The sequence below is a fragment of the Pseudomonas sp. MOIL14HWK12:I1 genome, assembly GCF_000510705.1.
GTDB lineage: Bacteria > Pseudomonadota > Gammaproteobacteria > Pseudomonadales > Pseudomonadaceae > Chryseomonas > Chryseomonas oryzihabitans.
On sequence record NZ_AZNY01000009.1, the window covers coordinates 63,542 to 80,243 of the forward strand.

The 16,702-nt window shown below is 68.8% G+C and carries 16 protein-coding genes; 9 read left to right on the top strand and 7 right to left on the bottom strand.

Annotation, left to right across the window (positions count from 1 at the left end):
- The first annotated feature begins 22 nt into the window (after positions 1–22).
- Positions 23–1,402, top strand: a complete 1,380-nt coding sequence (locus tag PSEK12I1_RS0107600; protein WP_027601159.1) for a sodium:solute symporter — start codon at positions 23–25, stop codon at positions 1,400–1,402.
- Here PSEK12I1_RS0107600 and PSEK12I1_RS0107605 read toward each other — a convergent pair.
- Positions 1,399–2,661, bottom strand: a complete 1,263-nt coding sequence (locus PSEK12I1_RS0107605) for a cytochrome P450 (RefSeq protein WP_027601160.1) — start codon at positions 2,659–2,661, stop codon at positions 1,399–1,401. The genes PSEK12I1_RS0107600 and PSEK12I1_RS0107605 overlap by 4 nt on opposite strands.
- A gap of 202 nt (positions 2,662–2,863) precedes the next feature.
- On the opposite strand from PSEK12I1_RS0107605, the gene PSEK12I1_RS0107610 reads away from it, so the two are divergent.
- The gene (locus tag PSEK12I1_RS0107610; protein ID WP_027601161.1) at positions 2,864–3,517 is read left to right on the top strand and encodes a DUF2238 domain-containing protein; all 654 of its coding nucleotides are present in this window, start codon (positions 2,864–2,866) and stop codon (positions 3,515–3,517) included.
- Here the strand turns inward: PSEK12I1_RS0107610 and PSEK12I1_RS0107615 are convergent.
- Entirely contained in the window at positions 3,514–5,211 is a 1,698-nt protein-coding gene (locus tag PSEK12I1_RS0107615) for a dihydroxyacetone kinase family protein (RefSeq protein WP_027601162.1), read from the bottom strand. The genes PSEK12I1_RS0107610 and PSEK12I1_RS0107615 overlap by 4 nt on opposite strands.
- Before the next feature lie 210 nt (positions 5,212–5,421).
- Between PSEK12I1_RS0107615 and msrP the strand changes: the two genes are divergently transcribed.
- Both msrP and msrQ read left to right on the top strand, forming a co-directional pair.
- Entirely contained in the window at positions 5,422–6,432 is a 1,011-nt protein-coding gene (msrP, locus tag PSEK12I1_RS0107620) for a protein-methionine-sulfoxide reductase catalytic subunit MsrP (protein WP_027601163.1), read from the top strand.
- The gene (gene msrQ / locus PSEK12I1_RS0107625) at positions 6,432–7,040 is read left to right on the top strand and encodes a protein-methionine-sulfoxide reductase heme-binding subunit MsrQ (protein ID WP_027601164.1); all 609 of its coding nucleotides are present in this window, start codon (positions 6,432–6,434) and stop codon (positions 7,038–7,040) included. The genes msrP and msrQ overlap by 1 nt, the downstream gene beginning before the upstream one ends.
- Before the next feature lie 106 nt (positions 7,041–7,146).
- On the opposite strand, the gene PSEK12I1_RS0107630 is transcribed toward msrQ, so the two are convergent.
- Entirely contained in the window at positions 7,147–7,746 is a 600-nt protein-coding gene (locus tag PSEK12I1_RS0107630) for an START domain-containing protein (RefSeq protein WP_027601165.1), read from the bottom strand.
- A gap of 50 nt (positions 7,747–7,796) precedes the next feature.
- Positions 7,797–8,051, bottom strand: a complete 255-nt coding sequence (locus PSEK12I1_RS0107635) for a YkgJ family cysteine cluster protein (RefSeq protein WP_027597778.1) — start codon at positions 8,049–8,051, stop codon at positions 7,797–7,799.
- A gap of 185 nt (positions 8,052–8,236) precedes the next feature.
- Between PSEK12I1_RS0107635 and PSEK12I1_RS0107640 the strand changes: the two genes are divergently transcribed.
- Both PSEK12I1_RS0107640 and PSEK12I1_RS0107645 read left to right on the top strand, forming a co-directional pair.
- Positions 8,237–8,788, top strand: coding sequence for an exonuclease domain-containing protein (locus tag PSEK12I1_RS0107640; RefSeq protein WP_027601166.1), 552 nt, complete (start codon positions 8,237–8,239; stop codon positions 8,786–8,788).
- Between the two features lie 82 nt (positions 8,789–8,870).
- Positions 8,871–9,152, top strand: a complete 282-nt coding sequence (locus tag PSEK12I1_RS0107645; RefSeq protein WP_027597776.1) for a pyrimidine/purine nucleoside phosphorylase — start codon at positions 8,871–8,873, stop codon at positions 9,150–9,152.
- 110 nt (positions 9,153–9,262) lie between these two features.
- On the opposite strand, the gene pdxB is transcribed toward PSEK12I1_RS0107645, so the two are convergent.
- On the bottom strand, positions 9,263–10,426 hold the full coding sequence (gene pdxB, locus PSEK12I1_RS0107650; protein WP_027601167.1) for a 4-phosphoerythronate dehydrogenase PdxB: 1,164 nt from the start codon (positions 10,424–10,426) through the stop codon (positions 9,263–9,265).
- 130 nt (positions 10,427–10,556) lie between these two features.
- Here pdxB and PSEK12I1_RS0107655 point away from each other — a divergent pair, with 130 nt between their 5' ends.
- The 3 genes from PSEK12I1_RS0107655 to PSEK12I1_RS0107665 all read left to right on the top strand — a co-directional run bounded on the left by PSEK12I1_RS0107655 (position 10,557) and on the right by PSEK12I1_RS0107665 (position 14,904).
- Positions 10,557–11,918, top strand: coding sequence for an MATE family efflux transporter (locus PSEK12I1_RS0107655; RefSeq protein ID WP_027601168.1), 1,362 nt, complete (start codon positions 10,557–10,559; stop codon positions 11,916–11,918).
- Between the two features lie 93 nt (positions 11,919–12,011).
- A complete protein-coding gene (locus PSEK12I1_RS0107660) occupies positions 12,012–14,159 on the top strand; it encodes a mechanosensitive ion channel family protein (protein WP_027601169.1) in 2,148 nt (715 codons plus the stop codon).
- Positions 14,160–14,253: 94 nt separating this feature from the next.
- Positions 14,254–14,904, top strand: coding sequence for an SGNH/GDSL hydrolase family protein (locus tag PSEK12I1_RS0107665; RefSeq protein WP_027601170.1), 651 nt, complete (start codon positions 14,254–14,256; stop codon positions 14,902–14,904).
- 257 nt (positions 14,905–15,161) lie between these two features.
- On the opposite strand, the gene tusA is transcribed toward PSEK12I1_RS0107665, so the two are convergent.
- Both tusA and rlmM read right to left on the bottom strand, forming a co-directional pair.
- Complete coding sequence (tusA, locus tag PSEK12I1_RS0107670; RefSeq protein ID WP_027597771.1) at positions 15,162–15,401, bottom strand: sulfurtransferase TusA; 240 nt, start codon at positions 15,399–15,401, stop codon at positions 15,162–15,164.
- Between the two features lie 56 nt (positions 15,402–15,457).
- On the bottom strand, positions 15,458–16,519 hold the full coding sequence (gene rlmM, locus PSEK12I1_RS0107675) for a 23S rRNA (cytidine(2498)-2'-O)-methyltransferase RlmM (RefSeq protein WP_027597770.1): 1,062 nt from the start codon (positions 16,517–16,519) through the stop codon (positions 15,458–15,460).
- Positions 16,520–16,702 lie beyond the last annotated feature (183 nt).

Genomic DNA, 16,702 nt, shown 5'->3' on the forward strand with positions numbered 1-16,702 from the left:
TAGTCCTGCAAGAGACTCCGTCATGCTCCTGGATATTTCCGTCGTTCTGGCCTACGCCCTGGCCATGCTCCTGCTCGGCTGGTACGGCATGCGCCGCGCCCGTAATCAGGAAGAATTCCTCGTCGCCGGTCGCAACCTCGGCCCGGCCTGCTACCTGGGCACCATGGCCGCCACGGTGCTGGGTGGCGCCGCCACCGTGGGCACGGTGCGCCTGGGCTACGTCCACGGGCTGTCCGGCTTCTGGCTGTGCGCCATGCTGGGTGGTGGCATCCTGGTGCTCAATCTGTTTCTCGCCAAACCCCTGCTGAAGTTGCGCATCTACACCGTGACCCAAGTGCTGGAACGGCGCTATACGCCCCTGGCCCGGCAGGCCAGCGCCGCCATCATGTTCGTCTATGCGCTGATGCTGAGCGTGGTCTCGGTGCTGGCCATGGGCACGGTGATCCAGGTGCTGTTCGAGCTGCCCTTCTGGAGCGCCATCCTGCTCGGTGGCAGCGTGGTGGTGATCTATTCCAGCATCGGCGGCATGTGGTCCTTGACGCTGACCGACATCGTCCAGTTCGTCATCAAGACCGCGGGCCTGATGTTCGTGCTGCTGCCGATCTGCCTGACCCGGGTCGGTGGCTGGGATGCCCTGGTGGCCAAGCTGCCGGCCAGCGCCTTCGCCCTGACCACCCTCGGCTACGACACCATCTTCACCTACTTCCTGATCTACTTCTTCGGCATCCTCATCGGCCAGGACATCTGGCAGCGGGTCTTCACCGCGCGCAGCGAAGGCGTGGCGCGCGTGGCGGGCAGCCTGGCCGGCGTCTATTGCGTGATCTACGGCCTGGTGGGCGCGCTGATCGGCATGTGCGCCCGGGTGCTGCTGCCGGATCTCGCCGACGCCAACAACGCCTTCGCCGCCATCGTCCGCAGCGCCCTGCCGGACGGCATCCGCGGCCTGGTGATCGCCGCTGCCCTGGCCGCCATGATGTCCACCGCCAGTGCCGGTCTGCTGGCCGCGTCCACCACCCTGACCGAAGACCTGCTGCCGCGACTGCGCGGCGGCCGGGCCTCGACCCTGGGCATGGCGCGGTTTTTCACCCTGCTCACCGGACTCGTCGTGCTCGCCATCGCGCTGCTGGTCAATGACGTCATCGGCGCCCTGACCTTGGCGTACAACCTGCTGGTAGGTGGCATCCTGGTGCCGCTGCTGGGGGCCATCCTCTGGCCGCGCGCCACCACGGCGGGTGCCCTGGCCAGCATGCTGCTGGGTTCCGGCGCGGCCATCGTCTTCATGCTCAAGGACGGCCTGGAGGCGAATACGCCGATCTATTTCAGCCTCGGCCTGAGCCTGGTCAGCTTCGTGGTGGTGAGTCTGCTCACGGCGCGCTCCCAGGTGGCGGCGCGGGCCGCCTAGCTGACCGAACTGCGCGTCCGCTGCACCGCCTGAACCTCGCTCAGGATCAGGCCGCTGGCCGGGCGCATCGGCATCCGGGCCAGGTCGATGCGCAGGTCCTGGGTCGGTACCTGATAGGTCATGTCCTGCAGCAGCAGGCGCAGGGCGGAGGTCATGAGTTCCAGGGCGATGCCCTCGCCCGGACAGCGGTGCTGGTGGGCCACCTCACCGCCGCCCTGGGGTACGAAGGCGGCCTCCGGAGGCTGTTCTGCGAGAAAACGCGTGGGATCGAACACCTCGGGACGTGACCAGCTGCGCGGATCGCGGTTGGTGCCATAGAGATCGAGCAAGACCCGCGTGCCGCGGGGGAAGGCGACGCCGTGCCACTCGAAGCTCTCCCGTACCCGCGCTACGGTGAAGGGAAAGAAGGCGTAGAAGCGTCGTACCTCCTGGGCAAAGGGTACCCGGGCGGCGGGATCGGCCCGCAGCCGTTCGCGCCAGGCCGGCTGCTTGTACAGCGCCAGGGCGGCGAAGGTGGAAAAGCGTGCCACGGCCACCGTCGGCCGCAAGACATTGAGCAGTTCCACCGCGGCCACCCGCGGCGACAACGGCTGGCCATCCGCTTCCCGGTGCTGGGCGATAAGCGCCAGGGCGCTGCCGGCAGGCGCCGGCCGCTGGCGGGCCTGCTCGACCTGGCGACCGAGCCAGAGCTCCAGCCGCTGTCGAGCGCGACGGGCGCCCAGGTTGCCCAGACCCACGCGGCCACCGCCCTCGATCAGGGCGACCAGCTCGGCACAGCGCTGCCCTTCCTCCTCCCTGTCCAGGGCGACACCCGCCCAGTCGCAGACCGCGCGGGTATAGAGGCGATGCAATTCGTCCAGCAGGACGATCTCGCCGCGGCTCTGCCAGCTGGCCAGGCTGGCGCGCCACTCCTGTTCCACCCGGGTCATCAAGACCTCCACCCGCGTCGATCGGGTGATGTCGACGAAGAGTGCCTTGCGCTGGCGATGGGCCGCCCCGTCCAGGCCCTGGACGCCGCCTTCGCCGAAGAGCGTCTTGCGCAGCTGACGAGGCGCAGCATCCACCCGGCTGAAGCGCTCTTCGCGATAGAACAGTTCGACCGCCGCCGGGCCGCGCAGGCAGAGGGTGGGCTGCAGCAGCAGGCGCGTGGCGAAGACATCGCTTTCCAGACGTTCACAGCGATTGCTGATGAAGGCATAGCCCTCGCGTAGCAGTGCCAGGCTCGAATCGAAGGCCGGGAGCTTGGGCAGGATGGACATCGGAGAGGCTCCAGGGTAGCGGAAAGACCTGCTCGTGGGACCGCCGGCAAGCGGCGCCGGTGCCGCCGTTGCGCTTGCGGTTTTTGCCAGCGAAGCCGCGCCGACACGGGATCGCTGCGCTGGAACGGCAGCGCTCGAATGCCGGTCCATGCTGCTGGGATCGCCGTCGCGATGCTCCGCTTTCCGCACAAGGCGCTCGTGTTTGAACACCACCCGCTGCTCTCGTCTGCAACTCGCCCTGCTGCTGATGCTGGCGCTACTGACCCTGACGCTCGGCTGGGCACCCAGCGACCGTCTCACCTGGATGATCGAGCAGCTGCTGGTGATCGCTGCGCTGGCGGGCGTCGCCCTCGTGCAGCGGCGCTTCCAGCTGTCGGCCAGCGCCAGTCTGCAACTCTACGGCTTTCTGGTGCTGCACCAGATTGGCGCTCACTACACCTATTCCCAGGTGCCCTACGAAGAGGCCTGGCAGGCACTGACCGGCTTTCGCCTGGACGAGGCGCTGGGCCTGCAGCGCAATCACTACGACCGGCTGGTGCATTTCGCCTACGGCCTGCTGCTGGCGCGCCCCGTTCGCGAGGTGGTCCAGGGCCTGAGCGGCCTGCGCGGCTGGCGGAGCGCCTATGTGGCCCTGGAATTCGTGCTGGCCTCCTCGGCCGGCTACGAACTGATGGAGTGGCTGGGCGCCGACCTGCTCGCGGAAGACGCCGGGGAGGCCTTCGTCGGCGCCCAGGGCGATCCCTGGGATGCGCAAAAGGACATGGCCCTGGCCTTTCTCGGCGCCCTGCTCTCCCTGGGTTGCCGCCATGGCTGGCCCGGACGCCGCAGGACTAGTCAGGGCCCTGGCTCGGCCTAGCGGGCCATTACGGGTTCCAGCGCCTCCAGCCAGCAGACCACCGCGACGGCGCCGCCATCGGGAATGCCGCGGGCGCGCTCGCCCAGGTAGCTGGCACGGCCCTGGGCCGGCAGCATCTCGGCGGTGGCCTCGGCGCCCTCACGGGCAGCGGCGAGGGCAGCGGCAAAGGCCTGCGTCGGGCTGGCGCCCGCCTGGGCACCGGCCAGCAGGGCATCCGCGGCCGGGCGCAAGGCATCGAGCATGGTGCGCTGGCCCGGCTGGGCGCCACCCAGTTCGGCCAGGGCCTGGACGCCCCCTTCGAACGCCTCGGCCCACTGCGCAAGGGTCGGACGCTCCACCCCATCCAGCACCTGGGCGGCGCGAACCAGGGCGCACGCATAGAAGGGGCCGGAGCTGCCGCCGATCGCTCGGCGCAGCGCCTGACCGGTGGCGGCCAGGGCGCTGGCCGGGGTGTACCAGGCACTGGCCGGCAAGGCGCGCATGGCTTCGGCGCCCCGGGCCAGGCTGGTACCCAGGTCGCCATCGCCGGCGCGACTGTCCAGATCGGTGAGGCGGGCTTCGTTGGCCAGCAGGCTGGCGATGACGGCATCTGCCGCCGCCTGCAGCCGCGCGGCCAGGGGACCGGGGGTACGAGGGATCGTTTCGGCTGCCGCCGCGGGTGCGGGCAACAGGGTGGGCGCCGCCGGGACCCGGCCGTTACCCGGCCAGGCTCGCGCCTGGGTCGGCGCATCGAGCAGCGCCAGGCATGCCTCATCCACTGGCAGCAGCGACAGCGAACAGCCGGGCATGTCCAGGGCGCTGAGGAAGGTGCCGGTCCAGGCGCGTTCCACTACCAGTCCCCGCTGGCGCAGCTGACTCAATGCCGCCCGCGCCACCAGGGCGAGTTCCAGCGGCGGCGTCGCGCCCAGGCCATTGACCAGCAGCGCCAGGCGCGTGCCCTTTGGATAGCCGCCGTCTTCGACGAGGGTATCCAGCAGCCGCGCCACGGTGGCGTCGGCGCCCAGCCGGGGGCCGCGCTCGACGCCCTGCTCGCCATGGATGCCGAGGCCCCATTCCACCTCGTCGTCCGCCAGCTGGAAACCCGGATGCCCCACCGCCGGCACGGTACAGGCGCCCAGGGCCACGCCCATGCTGCGCAACTCGGCGCTCGCGGCGCGGGCCAGGGCGGCCACCTCGTCCAGGGGTCGTCCGGCGGCGGCCGCCGCGCCCGCCAGCTTGTGGATCAGCACGGTGCCCGCGATGCCACGGCGCCTTTCCGGCGCCACGGTGTGGCGCAGGGCCGCGTCGTCCGCCACCAATACCGTCTCGACCGGAATGCCTTCGCTGCGCGCCAGTTCGGCGGCCAGGCCGAAGTTGAGGCGGTCGCCGGTGTAGTTCTTGACCACCAGCAGGGCGCCGGCAGGACCGCCCGCGGCCCGGATCGCGGCCAGCACGGCATCCACGCTCGGTGAGGTGAAGACGTCTCCCGCCACCGCCGCGGTCAGCATGCCCTCGCCGACATAGCCGGCATGGGCCGGTTCGTGGCCGCTGCCGCCGCCGGAAATCACCGCCACCGGGCGCTCGCCCGCTGCGGCCAGGGGCTGGCGCAGGATGACCTGTTCCTCGGCCAGCAGGGCCAGGCCGGGATCCAGGCTGACGAGACCTTCGAGCAGTTCGCGAACCACCGTGGTGGGGCTATTGATCAGCTTCTTCATCGGGGACTCCTGAGGGCGAGAGGTCGCCGCAGTATGGCACGGGGTCCCGCGCCTGCCTGGCAGCGACCTGAACGGCCGACTGACAGGCGCGCAACGGCCTTCCGCCGGACCGGGACGGCAGGCTATCGTTGGCCCGGGAAGCTTTTCACGACCGGGATGTCTCACGCTGTTAGCCAGCCGCGCTCCTGCGCGCCCCCGTCGAGGTCCGTCATGCCGATCAAGATCGTTCCACGCTCTGCCTGTCGTGGGTCGGAGATCACCCCCGAAGCCGTCTACCTGTCCCGGCGCCAACTGCTCGGTGCCAGCGGTGCCCTGCTCGCCGGCGCCGCCCTGCCCGGCTGGGCGCTGGCCGCCGCCTCCAGCTACGGCGACGTCGAAGCCGCCAAGGGCCCGGACTGGTTCGAGCGCAAGCTGCCGGATACCCGCTGGCAGGCGGCCACGGTCAAGGGCGAGGACATCACCCCCTTCAAGGACGCCACCCACTACAACAACTTCTATGAATTCGGCCCGGACAAGAGCGATCCCGCCGCGCATGCCGCGCAGTTGCCGACCCAGCCCTGGAGCGTGGTGGTCGATGGCGAGGTGGGCAAGCCCGGCACCTACGGCCTGGAAGACCTCTTCGCCCCGGACACACTGGAAGAGCGCATCTACCGCATGAGGTGCGTCGAGGCCTGGTCCATGGTCATCCCCTGGCTGGGCTTTCCGCTGGCCAGCCTGCTCAAGCGCGTCGAGCCCACCGGCAAGGCGCGCTACGTGAGGTTCGAGACGCTCAAGGATCCGCAGCACATGCCCGGCATGAATTCCAGCTTCGCCCTGCTGGACTGGCCCTATGTGGAAGGCCTGCGCCTGGATGAGGCCATGCATCCGCTGACGCTGATGACGGTGGGCATGTACGGGCGGGTGCTGCCCAACCAGAATGGCGCGCCGCTGCGCCTGATCGTGCCCTGGAAGTATGGCTTCAAGGGCATCAAGTCCATCGTCCGCATCAGCCTGGTGGAAGAGCAGCCGCGCACCACCTGGCAGGGCATGGCGCCCAACGAGTACGGCTTCTATGCCAACGTCAATCCGGAAGTGGATCACCCGCGCTGGAGCCAGGCCCGCGAACGGCGCCTGCCCAGCGGCCTGTTCAGCCCCAACGTGCGACCGACGCTGATGTTCAACGGCTATGGCGAGGAAGTGGCTTCGCTCTACAGCGGCATGGATCTGCGGAGAAACTATTGATGGGTATACTGCTCTGGCGGTTGGCGGTGTTCGTCGCCGCGCTCTGCCCGCCGCTGTGGTGGCTGTACCAGGCCTGGATCTTCGCCCTCGGCCCGGACCCGGGCAAGGCACTGGTGGACAAGCTGGGCACCGGCGCCCTGGTGCTGCTGTTGCTGACCCTGAGTCTGACCCCGCTGTCGCGCCTCACCCGCTGGAAGCTCTGGCCGGTGATCCGCCGCCAGCTCGGGTTGTGGACCTTCACCTATGCCCTGCTGCACTTCCTCGGCTACCTGGCCTTCGTGCTGGGCTTCGACCTGTCGCAGCTGGGCGTGGAATTGCAGCGCCGGCCCTACATCATCGTCGGGGCCGCGGCCCTGCTGATCCTGCTGGCCCTGGCCGTCACCTCCAATCGCCCGGCCATGCGCCGCCTGGGCAAGCGCTGGAAGGAGCTGCATCGGCTGGCCTACCTGGTGCTGGGCCTGGGGCTGCTGCACTACCTCTGGATCGTGCGTTCGGACCTGGAAGAGTGGGCGATCTACGCCACCATCGGCGCCGCGCTGCTGGCCTTCCGGCTGGTGGATGGCTGGCGTCGCAAGAGACGCAGCCATCCGGCAACCCCTGTGCGTTGATTACGGCTGTCGGAGTACAGAGGTGAACCCTGTCCGCTTCGACAGTCTAGGGGTGGTATTGAACAGGCCTGGCGCCGGTGGCCAGACCGTTGCCCTAGGCGGTCGATCAGCGCTGCGCGGCCTGGCGCAGGCCCTTCAGGGTGTTGAGCGGGGCATCCACCACGAAGCTGTTGGCCAGCCAGGACGGCACGCTGCCACCCGGCTCGCTCTGGGCCTCGTAGGTCACTTCCGAGCCGCCGTTCTTCGGTACCACGCGCCACTGACCCTGGAAGCTGGCGACCCGCACATAGCCGTCGGCGGCAGGCCGATAGTCCGGCTGGCCTTCGAGGGTGCGGGTAAAGCCGCCATCGGGGATCTTCTGCTCGGTGATGTGCAGCACCACGTCACGGGCGGTCACCGGCCAGGGCATGTCGATGCGCATGTAGGTCCAGGCCTGGTTGTCCTGGCGCTTGAGCACCTGCAGCGACTGGCAGCGGAAGATCCACTTGCAGGAACCCACGGGGTCGTCCTGCAGCTTGGCGATGGTGGCCGGATCGGCCTTGATCTGGACCACGCCGCGGTAGGCCTTGTACTTGGAGCCGGCGACCGCGCGGGTGTAGACCTGGATGCCGTCTTCCTGCTTGGCGAGTTGCCAGTCCTCGGCCTGGGCCAGGCCGGTGGCTGCGAGCAGGGTCAGGGCGAGGATGGAGCGAAGCGGCTTGTGCATGGGACGTCCCTTGTTGTTGTGGTTGTCGGAGAGCGCAATTCAAAACCGGATCAGGCGGCGGTTTCACCTTCGAGGCGCAGCAGGATGGCCATGGCTTCGGCGCTACTGGTGCCGCAGAACGCCAGCTCGGCCTGGAAGCCGCCGCACACCGCCGGACGCAGCGGCGAGCCGAACAGGTCGCAGCGGTTGGTGCTGTCCAGGTGGGCGCAGCGCACGCCGGAGGGCTTGCCCTGGGGCATGCGTGGCAGCGGTGAGGAGATCGACGGCGCGATGCAGCAGGCGCCACAACCTGGACGGCACTCCATGGGTGAAACTCGCAGATAAGGAGGCTTCAAGCTTAAGAGCAAGGCTGGGGCCTCACAAGCGAATCGTGACCAGATGTCGCTATCGAGTCATGAATGTAACATTCATTCGCACCTCGCCACGCAACCCCGCGGCCTTTCCACCGTCTTATCTGCGACGATCGAGGCGGCTCCCCGAGGGCGTGACGATGAAGCATTGGCTGGTGCTGGACCTGGAAGCGACCACCGACGAAGGCGGCTGGCCCCTGGAGTTGATGGAGATCATCGAGATCGGTGCGGTGATGGTGGACGCCGAAGGCCAGGAGCTCGGTCGCTATCAGAGCTTCGTCCAGCCCCGGCGGCTGCCGCTGCTGACGCCCTTCTGCCGCGACCTCACCCATATCAGCCAGGCCGACGTCGATGGCGCCGAGCCGCTTGAAGGCACCTGGCCGGCGTTCGAGGCCTGGCTGGGCGCCTATGAGACCACCCTCGCCGGCTGGTGCAGCTGGGGCGACTTCGACCGCCGCCTGCTGGAGCGCGCCTGGCGCGAGCACGATTTGCACACCCACCTGGCCCGGGTGCCACATCGCAATCTCAAGCAGGCCTTCGCCAAGGCCCGCGGCCTGGCGCGTCCGCTGGGACTCACCGCCGCCCTGGAATCGGCGGGACTGGCCTTTACCGGGGTGCTGCACCGGGCCGAGACCGACGCCCGCAACACCGCCAAGCTGTTGCCCGCCAGCCTGCCGGCCTTCGCGCGCTAGCCTCGTCTGGAGCGGTGACAGTGGGCCTCGGCCTTGGGCATACTCGCCGACGGTCCCAACCGCTTTCGCACAAGGAAATCCGATGTTCAAGGTCAACGAATACTTCGACGGCACCGTCAAATCCATCGCCTTCAGCCTCAAGTCCAAGCCCGCCACCCTGGGCGTCATGGCCCCCGGTGAATACGAATTCGGCACCAGCCAGCTGGAAGTCATGCACGTGGTGGCCGGCGCCCTGACCGTCAAGCTGCCGGGCAGCGAGACCTGGGAAACCTTCGCCGCGGGCAGCCAGTTCACCGTGCCGGCCAATGCCAAGTTCCAGCTCAAGGTCGCGGAAGACACCGCCTACCTCTGCGAATACCACTGAGTCCGGGGGAGCCATGCGGCTCCCGCGCCTTGCGCTCCCGTCATTCGGCCGTCCCGGCCGGCTGGCGGGAGGCCGCTACCCCACCTGAACGCTTGCGCCGCGCCTCGGTCCTAAACGACACCGCCGCTTTCGGAGCCGTCGCCATGTCGCCAGCTGCAGCCCAGGGCCCTCGCCAGCCGAGCCACGCCCGCCCCTTCGAGCACCAGCCCCGGAATCTCCCGACGCATGGGATAGCCCTTGCGCAGGGCGTCGAACGCCTGGGCACGCGCCAGGGCCGGCAAGCCGAGGGTCGCGCGTAGCGCCGCATCGTCGTCGCGCGGATCATAGACCGCGCGGCAGACCCGCCTGAAGACAGTCGCCTCGGGCGTATCCCCGCTGAACACCAGGCGCTCCAGCTGCTGGGGCGGCAACAGATCGCCCAGATTCAGCCGCGGTGTCTCCCCGCTCCAGGCGCAGAAGGCCTCGTAGATCTGCGCCGTGCCGCGCCACTTGCCTTCCAGGCTGTGCCCGGCGATATGGGGCGTCACCAACTGGCACAGGCGGGCCAGTTCAGGATCGATGCCCGGCTCGCCTTCCCAGACATCCAGCGCCACCCTGAGCTCGGCGCCGCTGGCCAGATGCGTCCGCAGCGCGGCGTTATCGACCACCTCGCCCCGGCAGGCGTTGAGCAGCCAGGTCCCCGGGCGCAGGCTGGCCAGGCGAGCGGCATCGAACAGGTGTAGGGTGCGCTGCTCGCCGTCCCGGATCAGCGGGGTATGCAGACAGAGCACATCGCAGCGCTCGAGCAATTCGTCGAGGCTGTGGAAGTCACTCCCCTCCGCGGCCTGGCGGGGAGGATCGCAGACCAGCACCGTCCAGCCCAGTCCGCGCAGCACCTCGGCCAGGCGGCCACCGACCTGCCCGGCGCCGACGATGCCATAGGTGCGCTGGGCCAGCTCGGCGCCGGCACCATCGGCCAGTGCCAGCAGGGCGCCCAGCATCCAGTCCACCACACCGCGGGCATTGCAGCCGGGCGCATTGCTCCAACGGATGCCGGCCTGGTCGAGATAGCCCAGGTCCAGGTGATCGGTGCCTATGGTGCAGGTGCCGACGAAGCCGACCCTGGACCCGGCCAGCAGCGCGGCGTCGACACGGGTGATGGAGCGCACCAGCAGCGCATCGGCGCGACTCACGGCGGCGCGATCGAAGGCGCGACCGGGAAGGCGTTCGAGGGTGGCGTGGGGCCCGAAGAAGGCGTCCAGCAGCGGAATGTTTTCGTCGGCGAGAATGTGCATGCCTGGGCACTCGCAAGGGCGGGGACCGGCACTTTAGCAGGCCATCGGCGGCAGGCAACGGTCGCCGCGAGGGTTGCCACCCGGGCCATGAGGACTAGACTATCGGCCCCGAAGCTGACCGAACGATCAAGTGACCTCCTCCCTGCCCCGCATCAGACATGAATTCGGCGCCCTGCTCTCCCTGGCCGCGCCCATCGTCATCGCCCAGCTCTCCCATTCGGCCATGGGCTTCGTCGACGCCGTCATGGCCGGCCGGGTCGGCCCGCTCGACCTCGCCGCCGTCGCCCTGGGCAACTCCGTATGGATTCCAGTGTTCCTGCTGATGACCGGCATCCTGCTGGCGACCACCCCCAAGGTGGCCGAGCGCCACGGCGGTGGTCGCAGCCAGGAGATCGGTCCGCTGGTACGCCAGGCGCTGTGGCTGGCCCTGGGTTGCGGCCTCATCGCCAGCCTGCTGCTGCTCAACGCCCGCCCGCTGCTGGTGGCCATGCATGTCGACGCCCAGCTGATCGGGCCGACCCTGCTCTATCTCAAGGGCATCGCCATGGGCCTTCCCGCCACGGCCTTCTACTATGTGCTGCGCTGCTTCAGCGACGGCCTCGGGCGTACCCGCCCAGCCATGCTGGTAGGGCTCGCCGGCCTGGCGCTGAACGTGCCGCTGAACTGGATCTTCATTTACGGCCACCTCGGCATGCCGGCGCTGGGCGGCGCCGGCTGCGGCTTCGCCTCCGGTACGGTGATGTGGGCGATGCTGCTGGCCATGCTGGCGATCATCCGCACCGAGCGCTATCGCCCCTGCGCCCTTTTCGCCCGCTTCGAGCGGCCCCATGGGCCGACGCTGCGCGCCCTGCTGGCCATCGGCGTGCCCATCGGCATCGCGATTTTCGCCGAATCCAGCATCTTTTCCGTGGTGGCCCTGCTGATCGGCGAGCTGGGACCGACCGTGGTCGCCGGGCACCAGGTGGCGCTCAACTTCTCCGGGCTGGTGTTCATGGTGCCCCTGGCGCTGGGCATGGCGGTGACGGTGCGGGTCGGCCAGGCGCTGGGGCGCGGCGAACCACGCGAGGCGCGCTTTTCCGCCGGGGTCGGCATGGCCGCCGGGCTGCTCTGCGCCTGCGTTTCCTGCACCTTGATGCTGACCGCGCGCACGGCGATCGCCGGGCTCTATTCCCAGGACCTGGCGGTGATCCAGCTGGCGGCCTCGCTGCTGGTGTTCGCCGGCATCTTCCAGTTCTCCGATGCCATCCAGGTGACCGCCGCCGGCGCCTTGCGCGGTTACCAGGACACCCGCGCGACCATGATCATCACCCTGCTGGCCTATTGGGGCGTGGGCCTGCCGGTGGGCTGGGCGCTGGGCCTGAGCGACTGGTTCGGCGCCCCGCGGGGTCCGGCCGGCCTCTGGCAGGGGCTGGTGCTGGGCCTGACCTGCGCGGCCATCCTGCTGTCGGTGCGGCTGGCCCGCAGCGCCCGTCGACGCATCCACAGCGCCTAGCGCGCTGCCCTTGCTACACTGGCGCCCTCGCCCCGGCCGGCGGTCCTGCCGAACGGGACGGGCGTTTCCCTCTTTCGCGAGCGTGCGGCTTCGATGATCTTTCGCCTGCTACAACTCCTCTGTCTCTGCTTTCTGCTCATCGGCCCGGTTCAGGCCGCCCTACCCGGACTGCCGGGCGCCCAGAAGGACCAGGTCGATCCGCAATTCGGCCAGTCCCTGGACCAGGTCATCAAGACCCTGGAGAGCGATCAGCAGCGCAATCGCCTGCTGGCGGATCTCAAGAAGCTGCAGGCAGCGCAGAACAAGGCCGAGCCCAGCGCCTCCCAGGGCGTGATCGGGCTGATCACCGACACCCTGACGGTGGTCGAGCAGCAGCTGCAGCGCGACAACCTGCGCGAACGCTGGCAATACCAGCTGGACCAAGCCGGCGCCGAGCTGGCGGCCCTGGCGCCGGCGCCCGAGCAGCGTCTCAACCTGCTCTCCGGCTTTGTCGTCACCCTGGCCTTCTGGGCCGGTTGCGCCCTGGGCCTGAAGACCATCAGCCATCGCCTGCGAGTGAGATTCGGACTGTCCGAGGAGTTGCCGCTCAGGCCGCGCACCCTGGACCTGGTCCGCTTCGCTCTGCGCAAGCTGGCGCCCTGGCTGCTGGCCTTTATCCTGACCCTGGTGGTGTCGCTGTGGCTGCCGGATTCGCTGGGCAAGACGGTGGCCGTCGCCCTGGCCTATGCCGCCGTCACCGGCCCGCTGTTCGCCGCTACCGTGGTGGTGATCTGCTCGCTGCCCAGCGGCGCCCATCGCAGTCGCGCCCTGCTGATCCTGCGCCGCCGCGCCTTTCGTCCGCTATGGATCATCGGCAGCCTGGCGGCCCTGGGCGGCGCCGCCAGCGATCCGCACCTGGCCGAGACCCTGGGGCCACACCTGGCCGCGGTCATCGCCATCGGCGCCAACATCTGCGCGGCGTTGCTCACCGCCCAGCTCGCCCTGAGATTCCGCCGCCCCATCGCCCACTTGATCCGCAACCAGCCGCTGGCCAAGCGCCAGGCGCTGCACGGTCTGCAGGGCGTGCGCCACCTGATCGCCCGGCTCTGGCACCTGCCGCTGCTGATCCTGGTGGCGGTCTCGGTGGTCGCCACCTTCGTCTCCGCCGGCGATACCAGCGACGCCCTGCGCCGGGCGCTGCTGTTCGCCGTGACCATGGGCGCCGCCCTGGGACTCAACGCCCTGGTGCGGGCGCGACTGCTGCGCCGGCGGCCGCACGGCCGCATCCAGGAAGCCTATGCCGAACGGCTGCGCGCCTTCTTCGTGCTGGTGCTGGGCATCGCCATCTGGCTGGTGGGCATCGAGCTGGCCCTGCGCGCCTGGAATCTCTCGCTGCTGAGATTCAGCCAGGGTGACGGCCATGCGGTCGCCAGCAAGTTCTTCGGCCTGGGTGGCACCCTGCTGCTGGCGTGGCTGGTGTGGATCCTGGCCGACACCGCCATCCACCGCGGCCTCAACCTGCACCGCGTCAGCCCGAACAACGCCCGCGCCCAGACCATGTTGCCGCTGATCCGCAACGTGCTGTTCCTGACCATCTTCGTCATCGCCCTGATCGTCGCCCTGGCCAACATGGGCGTGAACGTCACCCCGCTGCTGGCCGGTGCCGGCGTCATCGGCCTGGCGGTGGGCTTCGGCGCCCAGAGCCTGGTAGCCGACCTCATCACCGGGCTGTTCATCATCATCGAGGACTCCCTGGCCATCGGCGACTACGTCGACGTCGGCAACCACCTGGGCACCGTCGAGGGCCTGACCATCCGGACCGTGCGGCTGAGGGACATCGACGGCATCGTCCACACCATCCCCTTCAGCGAGATCAAGAGCATCCAGAACTACTCGCGGCAATTCGGCTACGCCATCTTCCGTCTGCCGATTCCCCAGGCGCTGTCGGTGGACAAGGCCATCGAGATGGTCCAGGAGGTCGGCCGCTCGCTGCGCCAGGATCCGCTGATGGGCCGGGACATCTGGTCGCCGCTGGAGCTGCAGGGGGTGGAAAGCTTCGATTCCGGCATGGCGATCCTGAGATTCCGCTTCAAGACTGCGCCGATCAAGCAGTGGGAGGTGTCGCGGGCCTTCAACCTCAGGCTCAAGCGCTACCTGGACGACGCCGGCATCGAACTGGCGTCGCCGCGCATGAACGTGCGTTACGAGGTGGGCGGCTCGCCACTGGATCAGGCGACGCGGGGCGGCCAGGCGCCGAGCTAGGGCTGACCCCGCTGCGCTGGCACGACCGCCGGCCCTCGCGATCGGCGGGAATAGCTTCTAGGGTGGGGATGACCTGTCCCGACGAGGCTTTCCCATGCCCTTGCGTACCCTGCTCTGCTATGGCGACTCCAACACCCACGGCACCCGCCCCCTGACCCAGCCCGGCGTACTCGAACGCTTTGGCTGGGACGAACGCTGGCCCGGCGTCCTGGCCCGCGGGCTGGGCGCCGACTGGCGGGTGATCGAGGAAGGCCTGCCCGCTCGTACCACGGTGCACGACGATCCCATCGACGGCCATCACAAGAATGGCCTCAGCTATCTCAGGCCCTGCCTGGAAAGTCAGCTACCGGTGGATGTCCTGCTGCTGATGCTGGGCACCAACGACCTCAAGGCGCGGCTGTCGGTGACACCGGCGGACATCGCCAGCGCCCTGCAGGTGCTGCTGGAAGAGATCAGGCGCTGCAACGCCGGACCGGACGGTGCCACGCCCAGGCTCATCGTCATGGCGCCGGTGCCCATCGAGGAAGTGGGCTTTCTCGGCGAGATCTTCGCCGGCGGCGCGGCCAAGTCCCGCGAGTTGGCCGCACGGTATCGCCAGGTGGCCGAGGCCCAGGGCGCGGCCTTCGTCGACGCGGGCGAGATCATCCAGGTGAGTCCGGTGGACGGCGTGCATTTCGAGGCGGACCAGCATCGCCGGCTGGGCGAGCATCTGGTGGGGGTCGTCAGGGGCCTGGGTGTCGTCTGAACGTAGGCGCCCACAGTGGAAAACGCTGCGCGGTTTTCCACGCTACTCGCTTGGCACCGGCCTCTTGGGCTTCGACGAGGGAGCCGTCTCAACCCAACCTACGGCTCACTTCCTGTGTAGGAGCGGCCCATGGCCGCGATAGGAGGTTAGGCCTTGGCTCGAAGTGACGAGATGAGCCCGCTTTATCGCGGCCATGGCGGTCCGCCGATGCGGCCACTCCTACAGGTGCTCGACAGGCTGCGGAGCGGTGCCTGGCCTCACTCCACCTTCTTGCGAATCCAGTACAGATAACGCCCTTCCCCTTCGCTCTTTTCCACCAGTTCATGGCCGAGGAAGACGCAGAACTTGGGGATGTCGCGCTGGGTGGAGGGGTCGGTGGCGATGACCTTGAGCAGGGCGCCGGGGGCGATGTCGCGCACCTTGTTGTGCAGCATCATCACCGGCTCCGGGCAGTTCAGCCCGCTGGCGTCGAGGGTGGCATCGGCTTCGAGGGTCATGGGGTCTCCAGGAATAGAACGGTTACAGCGATCTGCATTCAGAGCCTGACGGCGGCCTAGGGTTTCCGATCCAGCCGGCGCAGATGACAGGTCACTTCCTCGCGGTCGTGATAGAGCTGCTTGCAGCCGATGGTGACGCGCTGGCCGCGAGCGGCGAAATGCGCGTGCAGCCGCTCGAGGATACCGGCCACTTCGCGATAGCGCTGTTTCATCGGCAGCTTGAGATTGACCACCGCCTCACGGCAATGACCCTCGCCGATCCAGCGTTCGATCAGGGCCGCGGTGCGCGCGGGCTTCTCGACGATGTCGCAGACCATCCAGTCGACCGGGTGCTTGGGCACGAAGGCGTAGCCGTCGACCTGCAGGTGCTCGACGAGGCCGCTGTCCATCAGCGCCTCGTTCATGGGGCCGTTGTCCACCGCCGTCACCAGCATCTCGCGGGCCACCAGCTGCCAGGTCCAGCCGCCCGGGGCGGCGCCCAGATCCACGGCGCGCATCTCGGACGACAGCCGCGTCTCCCAATCGGCACGGGGGATGAAGTGGTGCCAGGCCTCTTCCAGCTTGAGGGTCGAGCGACTGGGGGCCTCGCGCGGGAATCTCAGCCGCGGGATGCCCATGGGCCAGAGCGCGGCGTTGTCCGGCTCGACCAGGCCGACGAAGACCTCGCGGCCGCTGAGAAAGGTCAGCTGCAGGCGCGGCGCCCGGGCATCGTCCACCAGGCGGCCGGCCTTGCGCAGCGCCAGGGTCAGGGGGCGTTCGAACTTCTTGCAGAAGGTGGAGAGCGCCTTGCCGTCGTTGGTGTCGGGCATCTCCAGGGCCAGGCTGCCGCAGACGGGATAGTCCGCCAGCAGCTCGAGCAGCGGACCGATGCGATCCTGTTCGGGCAGGCTGAGAAAGGCGCCGCGCGACCACTGGCGGGGAAAGATCAGCTCGGCGAAGCTGAGCTGCTGCATCAACCGCGCCGCGTCCGCCGCGTCGCCGCAGACGAATTCGGCATAGGCCGCACCCGGCTTGCCCTTGGCGTAGCCGGCCACGCCGAGCAGCGCCGCCCGTTCGCCGAGCTCGGCGCAGACCTCGCCTTCGAATCCGGTACGGCACAGCAGCAACAGGGTATTCACGACAGGGCTTCCTCAAGGGGTCACGCAGGGCGCGCACTATACCCCAGCGCGCCCACTGGGGAACGCCGGCGGCGCCTATCGGTCCAGTACTACACCTAGAAAAATCAGTCCGCCCAGCGCTGGTTCGGCTCTCTTTTGCCTTTCGAGGCCCGAACGGCCAGCGGGCAACCGTCGAAACGTCGA